We start from the raw sequence: 18,806 nt of genomic DNA, 5'->3' as shown, positions 1-18,806 counted from the left end.
CATTGACTCCTAACTGAAAAGCAGCGACTCGACGAAGGTTTCGATCTCGGTCTTGATCTTGTCGAAAAGCCACATTTTTTCTTCAAACTCGAGGAACACGTGCGGCATGTGCGCTTCTTGGAGCGCTTTACGATAGAGCACATAGTCGAAGAGCGCGGGTTCGCAGAACTTTGCCGTCAACACGACCACCGCATCCGCGCCGCATGCGCGCGCCCGTTCCACCAGCGCCTGCGCTTTGGAATGCCTGAGGTCGTGTTTGACGCTTGAGTCGACGCTGTGGTTGACGTATGCATCCGCGAGGTCGTGCAACGGCCTCGCCGAGTCTGGCACCTCGGTAGTAAAAAAGCGCCGGCCAAGCAAAAAGTCGTCGTCCACGACATAGCAGCCTGCGCTTTCTATCGACGCGATGAGGTCCAGCGGCGGCTGTTCGCAGAAGGAGCCGACGACGATCAGTCGCGCACGATCCTTCGGCTTAGCTTCACGCTGGCTCAGCAGCGCCGAGGCTCGCTTGAGCAGACGCAGGTGGGTCTCGGGCGGCGCGATGTGGCCGTAACGCATGAGCGCGTACAACTCGCGAGTCGCGAGGTTGTGTGGTGCCTGCAGGCGGAAGTCGTAAAGCCAGCGCAATCCCGCCCGCACGGCGTTGTAGAGCGCGATGCTATGCCGAAGCTCTACGTCAGTCACGCTATGACCGGTTAACGAAGCGGCCCACGCCAGAACGCGCCGGTACTCGGCTTCAAGATAGGTGACGGCCTCCGGCGAATCGAGCCGCTGCGGAAAGTGAATGTACTCGACCTGCTTGTTCTCGAAATTTCGTTCAAAAACGCTTGCCAGATTGCGCGCTGGGTCGCAAATAGAGTGGAACACGAAACCGTCGAAATCGTCGAGCTTGCCGACCATCGCGAGCTCAAGCGTGCTCTTGACGATCGAGCACACGAAGGATTGAAAGCGTGCGTCGGCGTTGCTGATTTCGATGCGGTTACCGGCGCCGACGAGACCTACCGGCAACACGTGTGCGGCATGGAATATCTCCACCGGCGTGTACACTGGGAAGCAGCCGACGATCGCGCGACCCTCAGCCTCGCGCTTCCATAAAGACGCCTCGGGAAAATCGAGCGACTCGATTGCTTCGGTGCAGTGTTCGATGATCTCGTCGAACGGTGCAGTGAGCTCGATGGCCATTCGTGCGAACTCCTATCCGGCGGGGACGACGATGTTGCGCAGGCCGTGACCGGCGCGCAGAGCATCGAGGCCAGCGTTGATTTCGTTGAGCGGGAAACGTCCGGTGACGAGTGGCGTCAACGCGATGCGCCCGCTGCGCGCCATTTCGATGATGCGCGGATAGTCCACCGGACGACAGCCGAGCGATCCGCGTACTTCCATCTCGTTGAACATTATCTTGGCGGCGGAAAGGCCGAGGTCGAGATCGGAATACCCGACGATGACCAGCCGCGCGCCACGATGCAGGCTGTCGAACGCCTGACGCATGGTGAGCGGGTTGCCGATGGCCTCGAACGCGACGTCGGCGCCGCCGTTCGTCGCGCGTCGAATCGCCTTATGTACGTCCGCCGTCTTCGATGCATCGACGGCGTGCCGCGCACCGAAGCGCAGCGCATGTTCCAACCTGCCCGCCTGCACGTCGACCGCCCACACTTCCGCGCCCGCGGCCGCAGCGATCTGCACGACGTTGACGCCGACTCCTCCGCACCCGAAGACCACGACTCGCTGGCCCGGTCGCACTTCGCCGCGATTGACCACGGCGTGATACGGCGTCGACACTGCATCCGCGATCAGGCATGCATCTTGCAGCGGCAGGTCGTCGGGCAACGGCAGCGCGTCCTTTTCCGGTACCCGCATGTATTCGGCATACGCGCCGTCTATATGATTGCCGGGCATGATGCCGCGTTCGCAGATATTCTCACGGCCGCGCCTGCACGCATCGCATGCGCCGCACGTGAGTAGCGCCGGCACGAGCACTCGATCACCTTCATGCCAGCGATCGATACCGGGACCCACTTGCGCAACCGTTCCCGAGGCTTCGTGGCCTAATACGAGCGGCGGCCGCTTGAACGTCGGCACGTCGTGGTCGATGTAGTGGAGGTCGGTGTGGCACAAGCCGCAGGCTGCAACCTTGATCACGATCTCGCCCGCGCCGGCGATCGGCATCGACCGATCTTCGATATCGAGCGGTCGGTGCGGCGCGTGAAAAACGGCGGCCTTCATCGCGCTCGCCGGCGGCGTATTCCTGCGTAGTCGGGCGCGCGCTTCTCGACGAAGGCGCGCATGCCTTCGGCCGTTTCCGGATTCGCGAAGTGGAGCGCCAACCACTCGCGCGCGTGACCAATCGTGGCATGCCACGCCTGATCTTTCCAATAGTTGACCTGGCACTGCGTATAGCGCATACAGCCTGGGAACGTGTCGAGCAGCTTGTCGCACATCTCGCGCACGGTCGCGTCAAGTTGTTCAAATGGAACGACGCGATTGACGAGTCCCCAATCGAACGCCTGCTGCGCGCTGATCGGTTCGCACAAGAATAGCATCTCGCGCGCACGCCGGTCGCCGACCATGATCGGCAACCATTGGGTCGCGCCGCCTGCGGCGACGCTGCCGACCTTCACGCCGACGTGACGAAGCGTCACGTGATCCGCTGCGATCGCCAAGTCGCAGGCCATGTTGATCTCGTTGCCGCCGCCGACCGCCATGCCGTTCAGCCGTGCTATGGTTGGTTTGCCCATCCCACGAATCGCGTCGATGCAGTCCTGAAAGAGCACCATGTACTTCCAAAATTCATCCGGACTTTGAACATAACGTTCCTCATATTCCTTGACGTCGCCGCCGGTGCAAAACGCTGCCCGGCCCACGCCGGTGATGACGACGACGCCGGATTCGTCATCCCACATCGCCCGCCGAAGCGCTTCATGCAATCGCCGCAACGTATCGGTGGTATAGGCGTTGTAAGAGCCCGGCCGGTTGAGCGTGATCGTCGCAACGTTATCTCGGGCATCGTATAGGACGTCATCCGCTACGCCAGGCCGTAGCTCGTCTAGCACCATTGGCTTCATGGGGCGACCTCCTCAAGTTCGTGCTGCCAGTTCCATGTCGGCGCTCGTCGCTCGATGAACGACTGAATGCCTTCCGCGGCATCGCGGGTGTGAAGCAAAACGTCGGTGTAGATCCGCATAGCGTCGCCTGCGTCGCGCGAGCGCGCTGCCCGTTTGCAGCATCGTAACGCGTCTTCGGAGAGCGAGAGCAATGCGCCGCAAAGCTCCGAGATGTGCTCGTCGAGCGCATCGTGCGGAACTGCGCGCGAGATGATGCCCCACTGCTCGGCCGCCGCCGCGTCCAGCTTGCGGCCTGTGAGGATGAGCTCCAAAGCCCGTCGCTCGCCCACGGCGGCCGGCAAAAGTGAGCACGCGATCGGCGGGAGCGCAGCCAATTTGATCTCCGGGAGCGCGAACGATGCACGTTCAGAGCAGACCGCAAGATCACAGAGCAGCACGAGTTCGAAGCCACCGCCGAGCGCCGGTGCGTCGACCTTTGCTACCGTGACCGACGAGGTCGTGCGGAACGCATCCGCCATTTCGGCAAGCGCTGCGAGCATAGCGGAAGCACGATCCGGGGAGTGGTCTGACACGTCCATGCCGGCGGAAAACGCGCGATCGCCTGCAGCGTCAAGTAGTATGACCGGACGTCCCCCAAGTTCATGCACTGCCCGTTCAATCGCGCGCACGTCATCGGTATCGAGAATGTTGAGGGACCCGGCGGCTAGTGTGATCCGGCCGAGCCTGCCGTCGCTGCGGACTTGAATTCGGCCGCTCACGCGATGAGCTCCGAGGGCTTGCGTGCGATCACACCGCGCAGAAACAGCATTGTCATTTCGTCCGCGATCCGCGCCGTGTCGGTCGCATCGCCGACATGATGCCACGTCGGCGCCCAATTCATCATCCCGAACAGAGCGGCAGTGGCAACACGCGTGGAAATCGATGAGGGTCGTTCCTGTTGGACGGCGATGACAAGATCGGCTACACGCGCGAAATAGCGCCGACGCAGCTCCAAGATCGTGGCCCTACCCGCCCCATCCAACGCGTCGACGAGCAGGAGCGCGCGGTATGCTGCCGGCTTGCGGGTGATGAAGCCGACGTGCTCGCGGACGAGGGCATGGAGTTGATCTTCGGGATCGGGCAAAGCGGTCAGGGCCCGGTCGAGGCTTTCCATGAGGGCGGCTAGCGTGCGCTCGCAGACGAGGAACAGAGCACGTTGTTTGCTTGGTAGGTAGTAGTAGAGTCCCGCGATGCTAAGACCCGCGGCGGCGGCCACGTCGCGCATCGTGGCCAAACCATAATCCTTTTCGGCGAAGACGCGCTCTGCGGCGTCGAGCGCTACTCGCAAGCGCAAATCGTATGTCGTCAATGTGCTTCTCCGAACGCAGCTCTTCGTTCGAGCGTTCGTTCGAATTCATCATAGCTGAGGTTGTCTCACGCTCACAAGCGCAATATGCCGGAGTTTGCTAGTGCAGATGCACTAAGCCGGCTTTCAGTGCCACGACCGCGGCTTCGATCCGCGAGTGTACGCCGAGCTTGGGCAGCAAGTTTTGGACGTGGCTTCGCACTGTCGCTCGCGACAGGCCCAACTGCCGGCCGATATTGTCAGTGCTCAAACCGGCGGCAAGCAATTGCAATACGTCCAGCTCCCGCGGCGTGAGGACGCGCCGGAGGTCCGGTTGCGCATTCTCCTCGGTCGCTGCGTCGGGGCGGGCGTTTGCCAGGCGATGCGCGACGTCTTCTGCGACCGCGGCCATGCGCCGGCTCGCCACGCTCTCGCATAAGACGTGAACGGCGACGGACTGCCCCTCGTCGTCCACGGTAACGGTGGTGACGTCGAGCCATACGTCCGCGCCGTCGGGACGATTCGCTACCATCTCAAACCGGCGAGCAGCTTTGCCTTCGCGGCAGAGTTGGACGATCGCGCAATCGCGAGAGCACACGGGTGCGCCCGCCGGCGTGCTTCCATGCATGACCTCGTGACACGGCTTACCCAGGGCATGCCGAGCAGTCCAGCCGAGGAGTTGTTCCGCCGCGTCGTTCCAAGCGACGATTATGCCGCGATTGTCGACCGCAACGGTGGCTTCCGGACTTGCTCCAAGTTTCAACGGTGCGCCCCTACGGGTAGTGGAGCAAGAGCAACTCAGCAACGCACACGGGTTTGTCGGAACCCTCGCGCTCAATCGTCACCAGAACGCTCGACCTCACCGAGTTGCGAATAACTTTTACATCTCGAACCCTGAAGTGGGCCCGCACGCGCGACGGCACGATGAGTGGTGCAGGGAAGCGTACCTTGTTAAGCCCATAATTCACGGACATTCGAACTTCATTTATCTGCACGGCCTGACGCCATAGGTGCGGAATCAGCGACAGTGTCAGGTAACCGTGCGCCACCGTTGCGCCGTACGGTCCGTCTCTCGCGCGGTCGCGATCTACGTGTATCCACTGCGCGTCGTCGGTGGCCAATGCGAATGCATCCACACGCTCTTGAGTGATCTTGAGCCACGGGCTCGGAGGAATTTCCGCGCCGGCGAGTGCTTTGAGGCCTTCGACGCCGCGCACGCTGGTCCTCATGGATGCTTGCACGTTCCCGGGTCTGGCGTCAGGCACCCTTCCCGCGGGCTGGTGTACGCCATGGCAGCGATCTGCGATTCGCTACATTAACATCGCAAACGTTGTTTCTGCGAAACTCCAGGCGCTGCGGCACCGTATCCCAGCCGACCTACATGACTTCTTCGCGCGGAGTTCACGCGTATCGCCAAACAAAGATGGTACAGTAGCCCAGAAAGCCACTGAGAGGCCAGCCACGTCCGTGATCGGCGATCCGCGGGTGTCCCGTTTGCGCCAGCGCTGGATCACCGTGGCAGATTTATTCACGACGTGGAATCCGGATGAGATCGCCGTTATGATGGAAATGGCCCACACCTGAGGCGTCAGCTCATTAGCACAGATCCTGTCGATTCTATTGAGGTAGCCTTCCCGCCGGAAACGGAATGGGAGAATCTGGTCGTGCGCTACGACCGCCCGCTTCCGCGCTACACAAGCTATCCGACGGTTCCAGCATGGCATCACGATCCGACGCAAGCGCGCGATCGAATCGTCGCGGCGATCGTGCCAAGCTCATCCACACGTGCAATAGCGCTTTACGTTCATGTGCCTTTCTGTCCATCGCTATGTCGGTATTGCGCATGCAATCGTTTGATCACCAAGGATACAGCCCTAGTCGACCGCTACCTCGACGCGGTTGAATGCGAACTTAACAGTATAGCCATGCGTATCGGCAAAGTTGCGATACGCTGGCTGCATTGGGGCGGTGGAACACCGAACAGTCTTTCGGCTGCTCAGATCGCTCGGCTTTTCCGCATGGTTGCGACACGTTTTTCATTGGCCGATGACGCCGAGATATCGATCGAAGTAGACCCACGATTGGCCTCTCGCGGTCAAATAGCGCTGATCGCTGCCATGGGCTTCAACCGCATAAGCTTCGGCGTGCAAGATATCCAAGAAGCAACGCAGCGCGCTATCAATCGGCTTCAAACGCTAGAGCAGACGCAGATGGCCGTGCAATGGGCGCGCGAATTCGAAATAGCTGGCGTCAACATCGACCTCATCTACGGTTTGCCAATGCAAACGCGAGCGTCGTTCGCGCTAACGATCGCGCAGGTGCTGACCATGAAGCCGAATCGGCTAGCGGCGTACGCGTACGCGCACGTGCCTTGGGTCAATCGCGCGCAACGCGCTTACGAGAACGCGCTACCGAATCGACTAGAAAAGTTCGGCATGATAATGGACAGCGTGAAAACGTTTGTTGCCGCCGGGTATCGACATATCGGCATCGACCACTTCGCGGCTGCCGGTGATGCGCTTGCGGAGGCCGACCTGCGAAACGACGTCAACCGCACGTTTATGGGATACACACCGGGCCGAACCGAGGCGCTTGTCGGCGTCGGCTCCAGCGCCATTTCGGCGTCGCAAGATGCATTTGCACAGAACCAGCCGGACGTGAGGCGCTACATTGAAAACGTTGCGGACGACTCGGTGGCCTCACGCGGCTGCGTCCTTGCGCCCGACGATATCGCGAGGCGGGCAATCATCGAAAGCATAATGACGCGCGGTCGCGTGTCGGTGTCGGAAGCCATTCCATTGCTCGTGGAAAGTGCGGCGCTCACGCCATTCGAGACTGATGGCATCGTGAGGTTTCAAGATGATGAGATAATCTTGACGCCGGTTGGAAGACTGTTCGCGCGAAACGTGGCGTCCTGTTTCGATGCATATTTATCTTCGTTGCACGGGCGCCATGCGTCCGCAGTCTGATTAGCAGTACCTAGAGACCGTCTACGGCGAAATCGAGAATTCAGGAAATCAGGAAAGTCTTAAACCCTTGCGGCGTAAGGCTTTGTGATGGTGGGCACGAGAGGTCTCGAGCCTCTGACCCCTACAGTGTCAATGTGGTTCGGACATTTTCCACCTGAGCTAGCGCACATTTGACAGGCTTTCAGTCGCTTTCGGGAGTGCACGAATGCCTACCAGCGTCCACTAGTGTCTACCATATAGTGTGCACTTGAGTGTGCACCGAGTAAATGTTTTGACCCGACCGGTCGGTTCCGCAAATGCGGTAGTGTCCGCTAAACCGGGTCAGCTCCATGTATCCACTTGGACCCCCGGTAGCGGTGTACAACAACCCGCTCAACAATCCGACTCAACCGGCTGCCGAAGAACAAAAGACAGCCGCGGGTTGCGACTCCCTTTCTGTTGCGCCAAGCGCCCAGGGCCTCTATTCCGGACGTGCCAGCATTAACCAAAGAATAGAAGTATAGAAGACGCATGAGAGGATCAGCACGAGGACAACAGGTGTCATTCGGGGGACGATGCCGGCTTCAAGCATGGGGTTGCTGCGCAATTGCCACGGCACCATCACTGATGCTTGCACGGCAATGGCCGCGACGATAAGAATATACGTCGTCACCAACCATAAACCGCCAAGGGAAACGTGCATCGCAGAGGCGAGCCCAAATCCGAAGAAAACTCCGATGAGTAAGAACGGCCCGAAAACCTGAGAGCAATGGCGCCAAGCCGTTAGTCCCAGGCGGATTGCGTGTGGATCTCGACTCCGCGACAAGAAGAGAACGTACGCGTTCGCGGCGATCAGACCCACGTAGCCCGCCGTCGTGAAAAGAACGTGCCCCAAAAGCAGCACCTCATTGACCTTCATGAACCAACTACAAAGGACGGCGTACCGGCGAGGCGCCCGCCGTCGATTGGTACGACGACGCCTGTAATAAATCGGGCATCGGATGAACAGAGCCACCGAACCAACTCCGCGACTTCGGATGGCTCGCCCACGCGCTGGACCGGGATATACCGGCCGATGCGATTGCGTTGCTCGGAATCAGTGCGTTCGGTCGCGATTGGTCCGGGAGCGACGACGTTGATGCGAATATTCTTGTCGGCGTAATCCAATGCCGCTGCCTTGCTCAAGCCGATGATGGCATGCTTTCCTGCGCAGTACGGAGCAAGGCCAGCAACACCTTGAAGACCCGCCGTAGATGACATGTTGACGATGGAGCCACCCCCGCGCGCGAGCATCGCTTTTAACTGCGAACGCATGCTCAAGAACGTTCCGGTAAGGTTGACGCTAACTGCCTCGGAGAACACTTCAGGACTGAGATCGGCGAGAGGAGTAGGACGCGCTCCGCCGCCAGCGTTGTTAAAGGCGATATCGAGACCGCCAAATGTCTGCACGGTTTTTTTAACCATCTCTTCCATGGCGACCGATTGGGTCACGTCTGCCTCGATGGCGAGCGCGAGCCCGCCCTCTGCTTCAATCTCGTGCGCGAGAGCCTCAAGTAGCGGGAGCCGGCGCGCGACTAGGGCTACGGCATATCCCGTCTTTGAGAACAGATGCGCCGTGGCAGCGCCGATGGCGCTCGTTGCACCGGTAATGAGGGCGACTCGATCCATGACATAATTATATAGCCTATATGATTAAAAATGTCAAGGGATACGGATGGCGAAGGAAAGGCTATGAGTCCCAGGCCCTATCAAGCAGGAGTGCGTCGTCTAGCAGCCACGGAGGCCACGCGCTCCAAGATCATCGACGCCGCGCGCGAGCTTCTCTCGGATCATGACGCGTCGGCGTTTAGTATCGATGCCATTGCTCGGCGCGCAAACGTAGCTCGCATGACGGTCTATTACCAGTTCAATTCAAAAGGCAAATTGCTTGAAGCGCTTTTTGACGACGTTGCAGCACGAGCGAACATGCGTGACATGCGTAAAGTGTTCCAAGAAACCGATCCGGCAAAAGCCATGAACATTCTGATTGTCGTTTTCTGCCATCTCTGGGAGACTCAAGGCCCGCTCTTACGTCGCCTAAATGCGTTAGCAGCGCTCGACACCGAAGTTAGTGACGCGCTGACTGAGCGAGCGAGCTGGCGCCGCGACTCTCTTACCAAGATTGTCCAGCGCTTACCTAATCGCAGCGGATCGGGTGAGCTAATCGATATCCTGCACGCCCTTACAAGCCTCGAAGTCTTTGATACTCTCATCACTCATCAAAAAGGATCCAACAAAGTAGTAAAGTTGCTTCAAAAAACGGCCGCGGCGCTTATACAAGCATTCTGACGAGCGACATATTCGCATCGCAAGGCGAAGGTTAAGCGGTGAATGGCATCAGTGATGATCAGATCCGCTATTTCGATAACTTTTGGTGGGATTGCCTTTTTAATTCGACTCAGGAGCCGTTAGATGGTCCACTACAGTGAACGTGTTGGGGTCAGTGAAATTTCGCTTTGGTTGCGACGCGGCGTGAGGTCGGACTTCGATGTTGAAATGCAAGAGATCACGAGGGAAAACGCCCCAATCGATTGCTTTAGATTGTAGATCGCCACAAAGTCCGATCGGCGAAAGAGCGGGAGGCGAGGTCAATATGAGCCGATTGGACCGAACAAAGTGTGTAATCTAGTTGGTCGGTCAGATTCAAGCGCAGCAACGAAAGCGCCGCAAACCCTTGCGGCGTAAGACTTTGCGATGGTGGGCACGAGAGGTCTCGAACCTCTGACCCCTACAGTGTCAAGGAAAGAAAAGCGTAGATTCTTGTGTTAGCCTGTGTTGTTTAGGGATGCCTAGTAACTTCCAGAGCGTACAGTTCGCTGCAGTTGGTCAGCATTTTGGTCAGCATTCATCGAGTAATCCAAGGTGGTTCAACAGGCGGAGGCTCAAGTCTCCGCCTGTCCGACTTCAACGCCTGACGTCAGACCGACCATCCGACAAAGCTATTGAGTCGATGTATCGCCATGCCGTTAGTCACGCATCCAGATTTGCCCGAGCTTTACTTAAGGCGCGAGCGACGTTCGCCGTCATTGCGACCCAGCCGGCGAAGCCCGCTACGGACGCTCCCGTGAGGAGCGTCGAACCGTGAGAGATCAATGCCGCAATACCCGTTGCCACCGCCATCTGGAACAGCACGAACGCCATCCAGCTCAAGTTGGGAGTGAGGAGAGCCTGGGGCGGCGTCTCATCATCATCGCCACGCGCCATCGTCGCGATGAGGCGAACGCCAATATGATGCAAATGCGCGAGGACAATCTGGGCCACCCAACCCACGAGTCCGACAAAGACGTACGCCGGTGCGAGCATCGTGTGGCCGGCGACGCTGAGGATGCCGAGCGCGACCGTAACGACGAGCCAGAGCATCGAAGCCGCCATGAACGCCTGCGGCGGACGATGCTGCACGTTCGAACGGGCCAAGAGCGCCAGCATATCGACTGCGTAAACGGTGGTCCCCGTCGCACAAAGGATGCAGCCTGGCCACAGCGCCGCTGCCGTCCACGGCACAAGCACGAGTGCGAGCGTTCCCGCGGTCACAAGACTTGAGGAGACGATGTGCACCCATCGTTGCGGAGATCGTCTACCCGAGATTGGCCCAATCGTCCTCGCCGAAACTCCCATGACCAGCAGCGTCAGCCACCCGATCATCGCAAGATTCGCGTGAACCGACGGCGCCCACGCGAGCATAGAGAATTTGCCGGACGCGAATTCGCCAGCCATGCCCAGGCCGATCAGCGCTGCAGCGCCGAGGAACGCGAACACGATGAGGAATGCTCGAGCAATCGCGGCTTCGGTTCCACGGGTACGCATCGCACTGCGCAACGTCATTACCGCCGGCACCCCATAAAGCGTCAGCCCACTGACGACGCCAGATGCCGCGCCCCATAGCCACGAATCGCCACCCGTCCAGAACGCGACGACCATCGCGAACGCGCCAAACGCGAATACGACGATCCCCAAGCGCGCCGATAATTCGCCTCGCCACTCGGCATCGGTGAACTGCGGCACGACGAACAGCAGCACGGCCAGCGCGGTCAGCGTCAGCCACCCGAGCGCTACGAGGTGAACCCACGCGAACGCGCGCATCGACGGGCCGACGATGCCTTGGCGTGCGAGCAACCCCAATAGAATCCACGAAGCTCCGTGCGCGAGATGCGCGGCGATAAGACCCGAAGGAGGGATCCACGGAGGCTCGCGCTTCATTCGATGGGAAGCCGCCGTCAACGCACCCCAGGCGCTGGCCGGCGTGGCCCTCTCGTGCGGCTCCAAATGATGCCAACAAAAACGAGAATCGCAGCGAGCTGCATCAAAGCGGATGCGACGAGCAGCGTCGATCCCAAAACACTCGCGCCGCTGAGCTGGAACCAGGGCTCGACGACGATGCGCACGGCCAAACCGACGTTTAAGAGGTAGTAGGACCATAGCGGTGCAGCAACCGGATACCGGCCCTCCGTCGCCGGATAGCGCTCTCGATCGAGCGGAAACATCCAGAGAGCCACGCCGATGACGATGTTGACCAACCAACCGACAAACCCGAGATGCCCGTGCTCGACTTCAAATACAAACGGCGCCGGCTTTCCGGCCGCCGACGCGATCATGAGCGCTGCGCCGGCGGCAAACGCGAGCACAAGATAGACGATTCCAGTTTTCACGAATAGGCGAGATTCGAAGGGCATATCGTCAACCAGTCTTGCGAAAGCTGAGCATCATCTTTCGGCCATGACCCCGAAGCCTGCGGCTGCCGCGATCGCCGTCAGCACGGTCGCTGCAGCGCTAACCCAGCCGACGCCCCGCACGTAACGCTCGCCGCCGAACCCGGCGAGAAATCCGAGTCCGACAAAGCAGAAATGTTCCGCACCATGCGCCAACGGATAATGTTCGACCCAATCGTAGGTGGTCGGCCACATCAAGAACATCGACACCGCCGGCGCGAGCACACAGAGCACCACCCAGAATCCGGGCCCGGCCTCGCTTTGTTCGGCGGCGGTTCGTGATCCGATGTGCGCAAGCAGAATGCCCGATGTCGAGGCGAGCGCCAGGATCAACGCATGGACGAGGTGGTGCTTCCAGACGGGCAGCGCTTCCGCAAATGGCAAAAGCGGCACAAGCGCACTCCCAAGGGCTACTGCGAGCAGCGCATACCCGGCGATCCGGCCAGATTGCGAATAACCGGTCATGCCGTTCGCGGCGCGCGCGCGAGCCGCACCGCTTCGACAAGCGCGACCAACAGGCCGGCGGCGACGAGAATCGCACCGATGGTCGACCACGAAGCGATGTCTGGGCCCGGCGCAGGTTCGACTGCATATCGCCTTGGTACGCCCGCCGCGCCCGCCACGTAAAAGCCGATCAAGAACACCGCGCCTCCGCCGAACACTCCGATGCCTGTCAGCCAGCGGACGATCGCAGGCGTCACCGCACGCGCACCTTCTTCCACGAATATGAACGCCCAACCGATGATGAACAACAGCACGCCTTCCAGCAGGTACGTGTGGAAGTGCGCGGGCACCCACAGCGTGTTGTGGAGGTCGACGTTGAACGGCACGGTCGCATCGAGCAGTGCGCCAATGCCGCCGACGACCCAGCCGATCAGTCCGGCAAAGATGAACATTGAGGCCATCGTCCACCGCATCCTCGCCCGATAAACGAGCACCATGCCGCCGAACACCGTCACGACCGCGACCGGCAGCGCCGCCAAATAGGACACCGCTTCGCCGATGTATTGCAGCGCCTGCATCTGGACGAAGTCCATATACAAGTGGTGGAAGTAGGCGATCGCGACGAACAGCAGCGTCCCCCACCAAGCGACGACTAGCGGCACCGACGTGTGATATTCTCGGCCCGAGTAGCGCGGCAGACCGACGTACACCGCGACAACCGCGAGATAAATCGTCAGGTTCGCGAGCGCGTGGCCGAAGAAATATGTCACGTTCTTGGCCCAAAGCGGGTCGAGCTTCACGTTCGGATCGATCCAGTGCGCGAGCAGCGCGGTTCCGATCAGCATGCCGGCGGCGCCGGTGAGGATACCGTCGATCCCTGCGACGAGCGCGGCGAGTCCCTGCGGAGTCGGCGGCTTGCCGCCCGCTGCGGTGAACGCCTCATTTCTGAAGACGTAGTCTAGCCCGAGCGCACCGCGGAACCCGCCTGAGACTAGAAGTGCGCAGCCGAGCATCTGCACGCACCAGAAGAGCCACCCGACGGTGAAGAGCGCATACCCGATTAGAAACGTTCCGGTGGCCCACGACGGCCAGGTGGCGCCGGTGAACGGAAGAGGATAGAGCATCGTCCACGCCGCTCCGAAGCGGCCGGCGACCACGCTGATTACAACGGCGGCGACGCCCGCGACTACCAACGCAAAGGACGTCCAAGCGACCCCCTCGCTGAGCTTCGTCTGGAGCCGCATCAAGTACCACAGCGCGCCCATGCCGCACATGGCCATCGCGACGATCATGCCCGAACCGTGGAGCGTCATCAGGGCGTAGAACGTAGCGGGATTGAGCGAGAACCAATTGGCCTGCGCCGCACGCATCGCGATTCCCGCGACCATCATCAGCGCGAACACGGCGAAGCCGGCTGAAAGAAAAGCCCACATCACGCGGCGGGGTCCCACGAGGTCGGGTCGCGCCAACGTGTCCATCTATCGTGCCTCGAAGCTAGCTTGCATCAGGTGGTGGGCGATGCCGCAGTACTCGAGGCACCGAATCGTGTAGCGCCCCGCAATCGTGAACCTGACCGGCAGGTGATTCGTGTAATCCGGCATCGCCTGCACTTGGGCGATAAGCGCACCGTTCGGATCATAGATCCCAAAGCCGTGGTTGACGTCAGTTGATGACACGTCGAACATCACGTCAGTGTTAAGCGGGACCGTCGAGGGCAACTGGAATGAAAACTGTCGGGCGACGACCGAAAAATGCCGCAGGCTGCGATTCTGCGATGCCGTGGGGTACGGGAACGAGGGCAAGGAAAGCGCGAAGGATGCGATGATGGACATGCTTAGTGCCCACAGCAACACTCGCCGCAGCGCGTAGCCCTGTCGCGTCACGTCCGATTGCTGCATCGGCGACATGCGGGTCGATAACGCCACGCTCAGCATGATGAGCGTGGCCGTTCCTGCGATGATCAGGAACCAAACGAGGACGATCGGGCCCTTCTCCATGGTAAATCCCGCCTTCGCCACGGACCGCGCTTCGCCGCCGTTTATGTCGTCCTCGACGTGCGCTTCCCACGCTTGACGTTTGGTACCTCGCACGTCGGCCCGCCGCCTTCTTGGCATTTTTGCGCCACGAACTGCCCGGGCCAATGATACCTGTGAACGCCATGCGGCTGGCCGCTAGCTGCTGGGAATTTTTCGGTAAAGATGTACGATCGCAGCTGCAGGGCTTACATGGCCGATCGTCCAGTTAAATATAGGGCAAGAGGTCGAAGTATTCTTGATCTTCGTTCGCCCCGCCGTAGCCTTCGCCGAGCGTTTTCTCCGTTTCGACAAAACGAATCTCACTAATCCATTTCACCATTTTGAAACCGAGTTGATTTTCGACCCTTAAGCGTAACGGTGCCCCATGCACTTGCGGAAGAGGTACGCCGTTCATCTCATACGCGAGCAGACATTCGGGCTTGACGACATCCTCAAGACGTTGTGTATCGTAATAGACTCCCCCGAAAGTGCCTTCACCAAAGGAGATGAACTCGACGACGCGCGCGCTCGGCAGCGGCTTCACAAGATCGATAAGCCGCAGCATCGAGATGTCGCCCCATTGGGCGATTCCGCTCCATCCTTGAATGCAGTGATGAAGCGATACGTGCTCGTCGTGCCCGAGCGCGCGCATGTCGTCGAGCGTCAACTCAACCGGGTTTCCGACGCAGCCGACGACACGTAAATGGTAGGCGCGGAAACCGTCCGCGGCTAGGCGTTTCCATTCATCGGACTCCGGCATCTTGCCGTTTGGCCAAAAGTAAGGCGATACGTCCTTTCGCGTATAGCGCTCCGCCGGATCCAAGCGCCTGGATGCTCTCATGCGCCGTTCGAGCGAACCGATCAGCGTCTTGTGCAAACGCTGAATCACACGCGGACATCTCCACGCGACGACGTATGCGCCGACCCAAGACGCGATCACCACGGCAAGACCGATGCAACCGAGGATCAGTCCCAGCGGCCGCGTGTTGTCATTGCCCAAGACGATGTGGTTAAAGTTTCGCTGCGCTCCGGTCAAGATTACTAGGCTGACGTGAACGATCGTGAACGCAAAATATCCGACGAGCATTAGGAAGTGAATCGAACGGCCACCCTGGCGGCCGCCGAAGATTCGCGGATACCAAGGGAACGCGTTATCGACAGCCGGCGACATCGCGATTCCCGTCATGATGGACAACGGTGCCATAATGAAAACAACGACAAAGTACCCGAGTTGCTGTAGAGCATTGTACGCGTAATAACCGTCTGGCTCGGCCGGAAAATGAAAGCTCACATAGTGTACAAAGACGTCCCACGCGGCCGGAAAAATTGCCCAGGAAGTCGGGACCAGGCGCGGCCACTGCCCGCTGATGAAGAGCATTCCGACATAAATAATACCGACGACTATGAATCCATAGTCCGTAATGAAATGCCAAGAACGGCCCATCCCGGGAGTGTGCTTGTAACCGGGCAGCGCGATGAGCGGCGAGATATAGCGCGCGTCGTCCTTCGCGGTCCAGACGCGATCCTTCGGAACATCGATCGGTGTGAAGCGCACCCACTCCGTTCCAGGCGTGCAATCGTCGTTCCAGTAGAGTCGCGGATGGTCCATGAGGATCGATAGGCCGCTTCGCATTATCAGAAAGAGGAAAAACAGATTGGCATAGTGGGTCCAGCGAATCCAGATCGGAAAGCCACGCGGTCCGCTGCTGCTCGTGATAGAGACCGGCGCCGGTTGGGCGTGGATGCCGAACACAAGCACTTGCATCCAGGCGAGTAGAATTGGAACGGCGATGATGACGGCGAGCCAGATGACGTAGGGGCGCCGTAGCGAGAAAGCCATGCGATGATCGTCGGGCTCGTGAACCGCTCGATGCGCCTCGTCAAAGCGGATCACGCGACTAAGAATCCCTCGGTTGGCTCGACGACGTGCGCCGAGCGACCGGCGCCTATGGATCGAGCACGTTCGTCGGCCCATGGGTTCATCTCGACGGTCGAACGCGAATGTCGGTCCGATTTTGGCGATTGACTACACATATCAAGTCGGTTTTCGTTTCGTTCCTGGCCTGGATTTCGTGGCTGCCTTTAAATGCGTCAGCGCTCCTCCTTTGTGAATCGCGACATGATCGGTCTTTTCACTCTTAATAATATATTGAGGCGTTTCTTTCGAAGCGTGATGTGTGTAGCCGTTCAACCGCGCATCAGAAATGATTTTCTTGACGATTCTGCCATTAACTCTTCCGGCTTCCGAGTTCCACGCAACGCGGTCGCCCCGCTTAAACACTTTGGACACGAGGGTCGCCTCCATTCACAGTGAATCGCTTTTGCGGAGTAAAGTCAGCTCGGGAACGTTGTGAGTGTTGCGTCGCGAGCGTCGGCTACTCGTCATCCAACAGAGCACATGCTTCCCAGACGAATAACGGGAAAGACCTCGTCGCATGTCTTTTCTTTGTAAGCGCCGCGCTATCTTGCGACATAAATCGGGTTGTCGTAATAGGCCGCAGAGCTCGGACATCGGCCTAAAGCACGGAGGGCCCGGGGATCGCTTTCACCGCGGCGCTCCCTGATAGTTCGTGCTTGCGAATTCAAGGGTGTGCGATGCGTTGCTCACGAACTAGCGCTCGATGGGCGTGGAGCTGCTTACTCTCGGACATGGGACTGCGACTGCGAGCGAACTCGCGCAACTCATCGGCGAGGCCGCGATCGGATCGATCGTCGACGTCCGCTCGGTCCCCAAGAGTCGTCGCCATCCACACTTTTGGCGCGAAGCGATGGAGCACTGGATGCCCGAGCTTAGCGGAAGCACCTATCGTTGGGAGTCGGCGCTCGGTGGTTTTCGTAGGGTCAATCGCGACAGCAGCAACGTTGCGCTTCGTCATCCGTCATTCCGCGCCTACGCCGACTACATGGAAACAGATACTTTCTCGTGCGCCCTCGCTCGATTGCTGTCGCGGGCGGCCGCAACACGCGTTGCGATCCTCTGTTCGGAAACCCTTTGGTGGCGCTGTCATCGTCGACTGATATCCGATGCTTCGCTCCTTCTGTACGGTGTCAACGTCCAACACCTGATGCACAACGGCATCTTACGCCCGCACATTCCGACCGCGGGCGTTCGCGTTACCGAGGCTTGCAAACTCCGGTACGACGTGCTTCTCGAACCGGATGACGGCCGTCGCGCGCAGTGTGTCAACGTTAGCACAGGGTAAGCGACTGACGTATCTGCAGCGGTTGGGACTGCGATGCGGATTCACGAGAGGTCTTCACAATAATGTAGCCACCGCTTGCGGATCCGACCGCTTCGGCGTCCGTTCGGAGATCTCGGCCTAATTTAGGGTATCAGCCCTCTTAACACCTCAATGCAAAACGCCGCAAACCCTTGCAGCGTAAGGCTTTCAAATGGTGGGCACGAGAGGGCTCGAACCTCTGACCCCTACAGTGTCAATGTGGTTCGGGCTTTTTCCACTGCTGCCCACCAGCGCTCAAGACTGCCTATTCCAAAGGGTTTCAGAGATTCTGGCTATTCCACCGCTGTCCATCATCATCTACTCGTGACCACGTCAAAGTGTGTAACAAAGTGTGTAACTCGCCGGGCCCTGGTCTAGACAAAAAAGTCGTCGGCAAGCGGATTCATCGCAACGATCGCGAGCGATGTCACATGCATACGCTCTGCTTCACGCCGCCGGCATTGCGGGTAAGTGACAGAGTCGTTTTCCATCGACGTCATGGTGGCGGAGCGACTCTGAGACTTGGTCAGTTTTTATCGGCTCACGTCCAAAAAGACCCCTAGACCCTTAGGTTTAATACTTCGGAAATATTGCAGCTAGAGTGGGTTGAAGGCCTCTACAGTATTCAGATAGCGGCTCTCGTTGAATCCGCCGACGGCATAGAGACGGCGGCCGACTACGCTCGTCGCCAATCCGTCGCGCGGGGTCGGCATGGATGCCTCGGTAATCCACGTGTCCGTCTTCGGATCGTACACCTCAACAATACCCGTGGCGCCGCCATTTACGTATCCACCGACGGCATAGAGTTTGCCTCCGAGCACACTTGCACTTAAAGCCTCGCGAATCGTCGGCATCGGTGCCTTCGTGGTCCACGTGTCTGTCGCAGGATTGTAAGCCTCGACGGTATTGAACGCGCAGCAACTGCTTGAGCCACCGACGGCATAGAGCACGCCGTCGATGACGCCCACAGCTAGGTCGAAACGAGCGGTTGGCATGGGCGCCCTGATGGTCCAGGTATTAGTAGCGGGGTTGTAGGCCTCGACGGTG

Annotated in this window: 20 protein-coding genes and 1 tRNA gene; 3 read left to right on the top strand and 18 right to left on the bottom strand. The window is 59.4% G+C overall.

The window, feature by feature from the left end:
• Window positions 1-9 precede the first annotated feature (9 nt).
• The 7 genes from VII69_13655 to VII69_13625 all read right to left on the bottom strand — a co-directional run bounded on the left by VII69_13655 (window position 10) and on the right by VII69_13625 (window position 5,603).
• A complete protein-coding gene (locus VII69_13655; GenBank protein ID HEY5096156.1) occupies window positions 10-1,182 on the bottom strand; it encodes a 2-hydroxyacyl-CoA dehydratase in 1,173 nt (390 codons plus the stop codon).
• Window positions 1,183-1,194: 12 nt separating this feature from the next.
• Complete coding sequence (locus VII69_13650; protein ID HEY5096155.1) at window positions 1,195-2,223, bottom strand: zinc-binding dehydrogenase; 1,029 nt, start codon at window positions 2,221-2,223, stop codon at window positions 1,195-1,197.
• Window positions 2,220-3,062 carry an enoyl-CoA hydratase/isomerase family protein gene (locus VII69_13645; GenBank protein ID HEY5096154.1) on the bottom strand — a complete coding sequence of 281 codons (843 nt, stop codon included), beginning with the start codon at window positions 3,060-3,062 and terminating at the stop codon, window positions 2,220-2,222. Before VII69_13645 ends, VII69_13650 begins: the two co-directional genes overlap by 4 nt.
• On the bottom strand, window positions 3,059-3,820 hold the full coding sequence (locus tag VII69_13640) for an enoyl-CoA hydratase/isomerase family protein (protein HEY5096153.1): 762 nt from the start codon (window positions 3,818-3,820) through the stop codon (window positions 3,059-3,061). Before VII69_13640 ends, VII69_13645 begins: the two co-directional genes overlap by 4 nt.
• Complete coding sequence (locus tag VII69_13635) at window positions 3,817-4,410, bottom strand: TetR/AcrR family transcriptional regulator (GenBank protein ID HEY5096152.1); 594 nt, start codon at window positions 4,408-4,410, stop codon at window positions 3,817-3,819. Before VII69_13635 ends, VII69_13640 begins: the two co-directional genes overlap by 4 nt.
• Window positions 4,411-4,507: 97 nt before the next feature.
• Window positions 4,508-5,149 carry a LuxR C-terminal-related transcriptional regulator gene (locus VII69_13630; protein HEY5096151.1) on the bottom strand — a complete coding sequence of 214 codons (642 nt, stop codon included), beginning with the start codon at window positions 5,147-5,149 and terminating at the stop codon, window positions 4,508-4,510.
• A gap of 10 nt (window positions 5,150-5,159) precedes the next feature.
• Entirely contained in the window at window positions 5,160-5,603 is a 444-nt protein-coding gene (locus VII69_13625; GenBank protein HEY5096150.1) for a MaoC family dehydratase, read from the bottom strand.
• A gap of 447 nt (window positions 5,604-6,050) precedes the next feature.
• Here VII69_13625 and hemN point away from each other — a divergent pair, with 447 nt between their 5' ends.
• Window positions 6,051-7,355, top strand: a complete 1,305-nt coding sequence (gene hemN / locus VII69_13620) for an oxygen-independent coproporphyrinogen III oxidase (GenBank protein ID HEY5096149.1) — start codon at window positions 6,051-6,053, stop codon at window positions 7,353-7,355.
• Between the two features lie 460 nt (window positions 7,356-7,815).
• Here the strand turns inward: hemN and VII69_13615 are convergent, their stop codons facing one another.
• Both VII69_13615 and VII69_13610 read right to left on the bottom strand, forming a co-directional pair.
• The gene (locus tag VII69_13615) at window positions 7,816-8,253 is read right to left on the bottom strand and encodes a hypothetical protein (GenBank protein HEY5096148.1); all 438 of its coding nucleotides are present in this window, start codon (window positions 8,251-8,253) and stop codon (window positions 7,816-7,818) included.
• A complete protein-coding gene (locus VII69_13610) occupies window positions 8,250-9,002 on the bottom strand; it encodes an SDR family NAD(P)-dependent oxidoreductase (protein ID HEY5096147.1) in 753 nt (250 codons plus the stop codon). Before VII69_13610 ends, VII69_13615 begins: the two co-directional genes overlap by 4 nt.
• A gap of 63 nt (window positions 9,003-9,065) precedes the next feature.
• Here VII69_13610 and VII69_13605 point away from each other — a divergent pair, with 63 nt between their 5' ends.
• Complete coding sequence (locus tag VII69_13605; GenBank protein HEY5096146.1) at window positions 9,066-9,662, top strand: helix-turn-helix domain-containing protein; 597 nt, start codon at window positions 9,066-9,068, stop codon at window positions 9,660-9,662.
• Window positions 9,663-10,343: 681 nt separating this feature from the next.
• Here VII69_13605 and VII69_13600 read toward each other — a convergent pair.
• The 7 genes from VII69_13600 to VII69_13570 all read right to left on the bottom strand — a co-directional run bounded on the left by VII69_13600 (window position 10,344) and on the right by VII69_13570 (window position 16,828).
• Window positions 10,344-11,570 carry a hypothetical protein gene (locus VII69_13600; GenBank protein HEY5096145.1) on the bottom strand — a complete coding sequence of 409 codons (1,227 nt, stop codon included), beginning with the start codon at window positions 11,568-11,570 and terminating at the stop codon, window positions 10,344-10,346.
• A gap of 17 nt (window positions 11,571-11,587) precedes the next feature.
• Complete coding sequence (locus tag VII69_13595) at window positions 11,588-12,043, bottom strand: hypothetical protein (GenBank protein ID HEY5096144.1); 456 nt, start codon at window positions 12,041-12,043, stop codon at window positions 11,588-11,590.
• 30 nt (window positions 12,044-12,073) lie between these two features.
• Complete coding sequence (locus VII69_13590; GenBank protein HEY5096143.1) at window positions 12,074-12,544, bottom strand: hypothetical protein; 471 nt, start codon at window positions 12,542-12,544, stop codon at window positions 12,074-12,076.
• Window positions 12,541-14,001 carry a cbb3-type cytochrome c oxidase subunit I gene (locus VII69_13585; protein ID HEY5096142.1) on the bottom strand — a complete coding sequence of 487 codons (1,461 nt, stop codon included), beginning with the start codon at window positions 13,999-14,001 and terminating at the stop codon, window positions 12,541-12,543. Before VII69_13585 ends, VII69_13590 begins: the two co-directional genes overlap by 4 nt.
• Complete coding sequence (locus VII69_13580; protein ID HEY5096141.1) at window positions 14,002-14,541, bottom strand: hypothetical protein; 540 nt, start codon at window positions 14,539-14,541, stop codon at window positions 14,002-14,004.
• A gap of 223 nt (window positions 14,542-14,764) precedes the next feature.
• The gene (locus VII69_13575; GenBank protein HEY5096140.1) at window positions 14,765-16,432 is read right to left on the bottom strand and encodes a molybdopterin-dependent oxidoreductase; all 1,668 of its coding nucleotides are present in this window, start codon (window positions 16,430-16,432) and stop codon (window positions 14,765-14,767) included.
• A gap of 141 nt (window positions 16,433-16,573) precedes the next feature.
• Entirely contained in the window at window positions 16,574-16,828 is a 255-nt protein-coding gene (locus tag VII69_13570; GenBank protein HEY5096139.1) for a DUF2945 domain-containing protein, read from the bottom strand.
• A gap of 331 nt (window positions 16,829-17,159) precedes the next feature.
• Between VII69_13570 and VII69_13565 the strand changes: the two genes are divergently transcribed.
• Window positions 17,160-17,741 carry a DUF488 domain-containing protein gene (locus tag VII69_13565; GenBank protein HEY5096138.1) on the top strand — a complete coding sequence of 194 codons (582 nt, stop codon included), beginning with the start codon at window positions 17,160-17,162 and terminating at the stop codon, window positions 17,739-17,741.
• Between the two features lie 191 nt (window positions 17,742-17,932).
• On the opposite strand, the gene VII69_13560 is transcribed toward VII69_13565, so the two are convergent.
• Window positions 17,933-18,006 (bottom strand) — tRNA-Val (locus tag VII69_13560).
• 349 nt (window positions 18,007-18,355) lie between these two features.
• On the bottom strand, window positions 18,356-18,806 hold a 451-nt coding region (locus VII69_13555; protein HEY5096137.1), incomplete at its 5' end, for a kelch repeat-containing protein.

Source organism: Candidatus Eremiobacteraceae bacterium (assembly GCA_036511855.1).
Classification (GTDB): Bacteria; Vulcanimicrobiota; Vulcanimicrobiia; order Eremiobacterales; family Eremiobacteraceae; genus JABCYQ01.
Note: the sequence above shows the minus strand (reverse complement) of the source record. Positions and strands in the feature narration are given on the sequence as shown.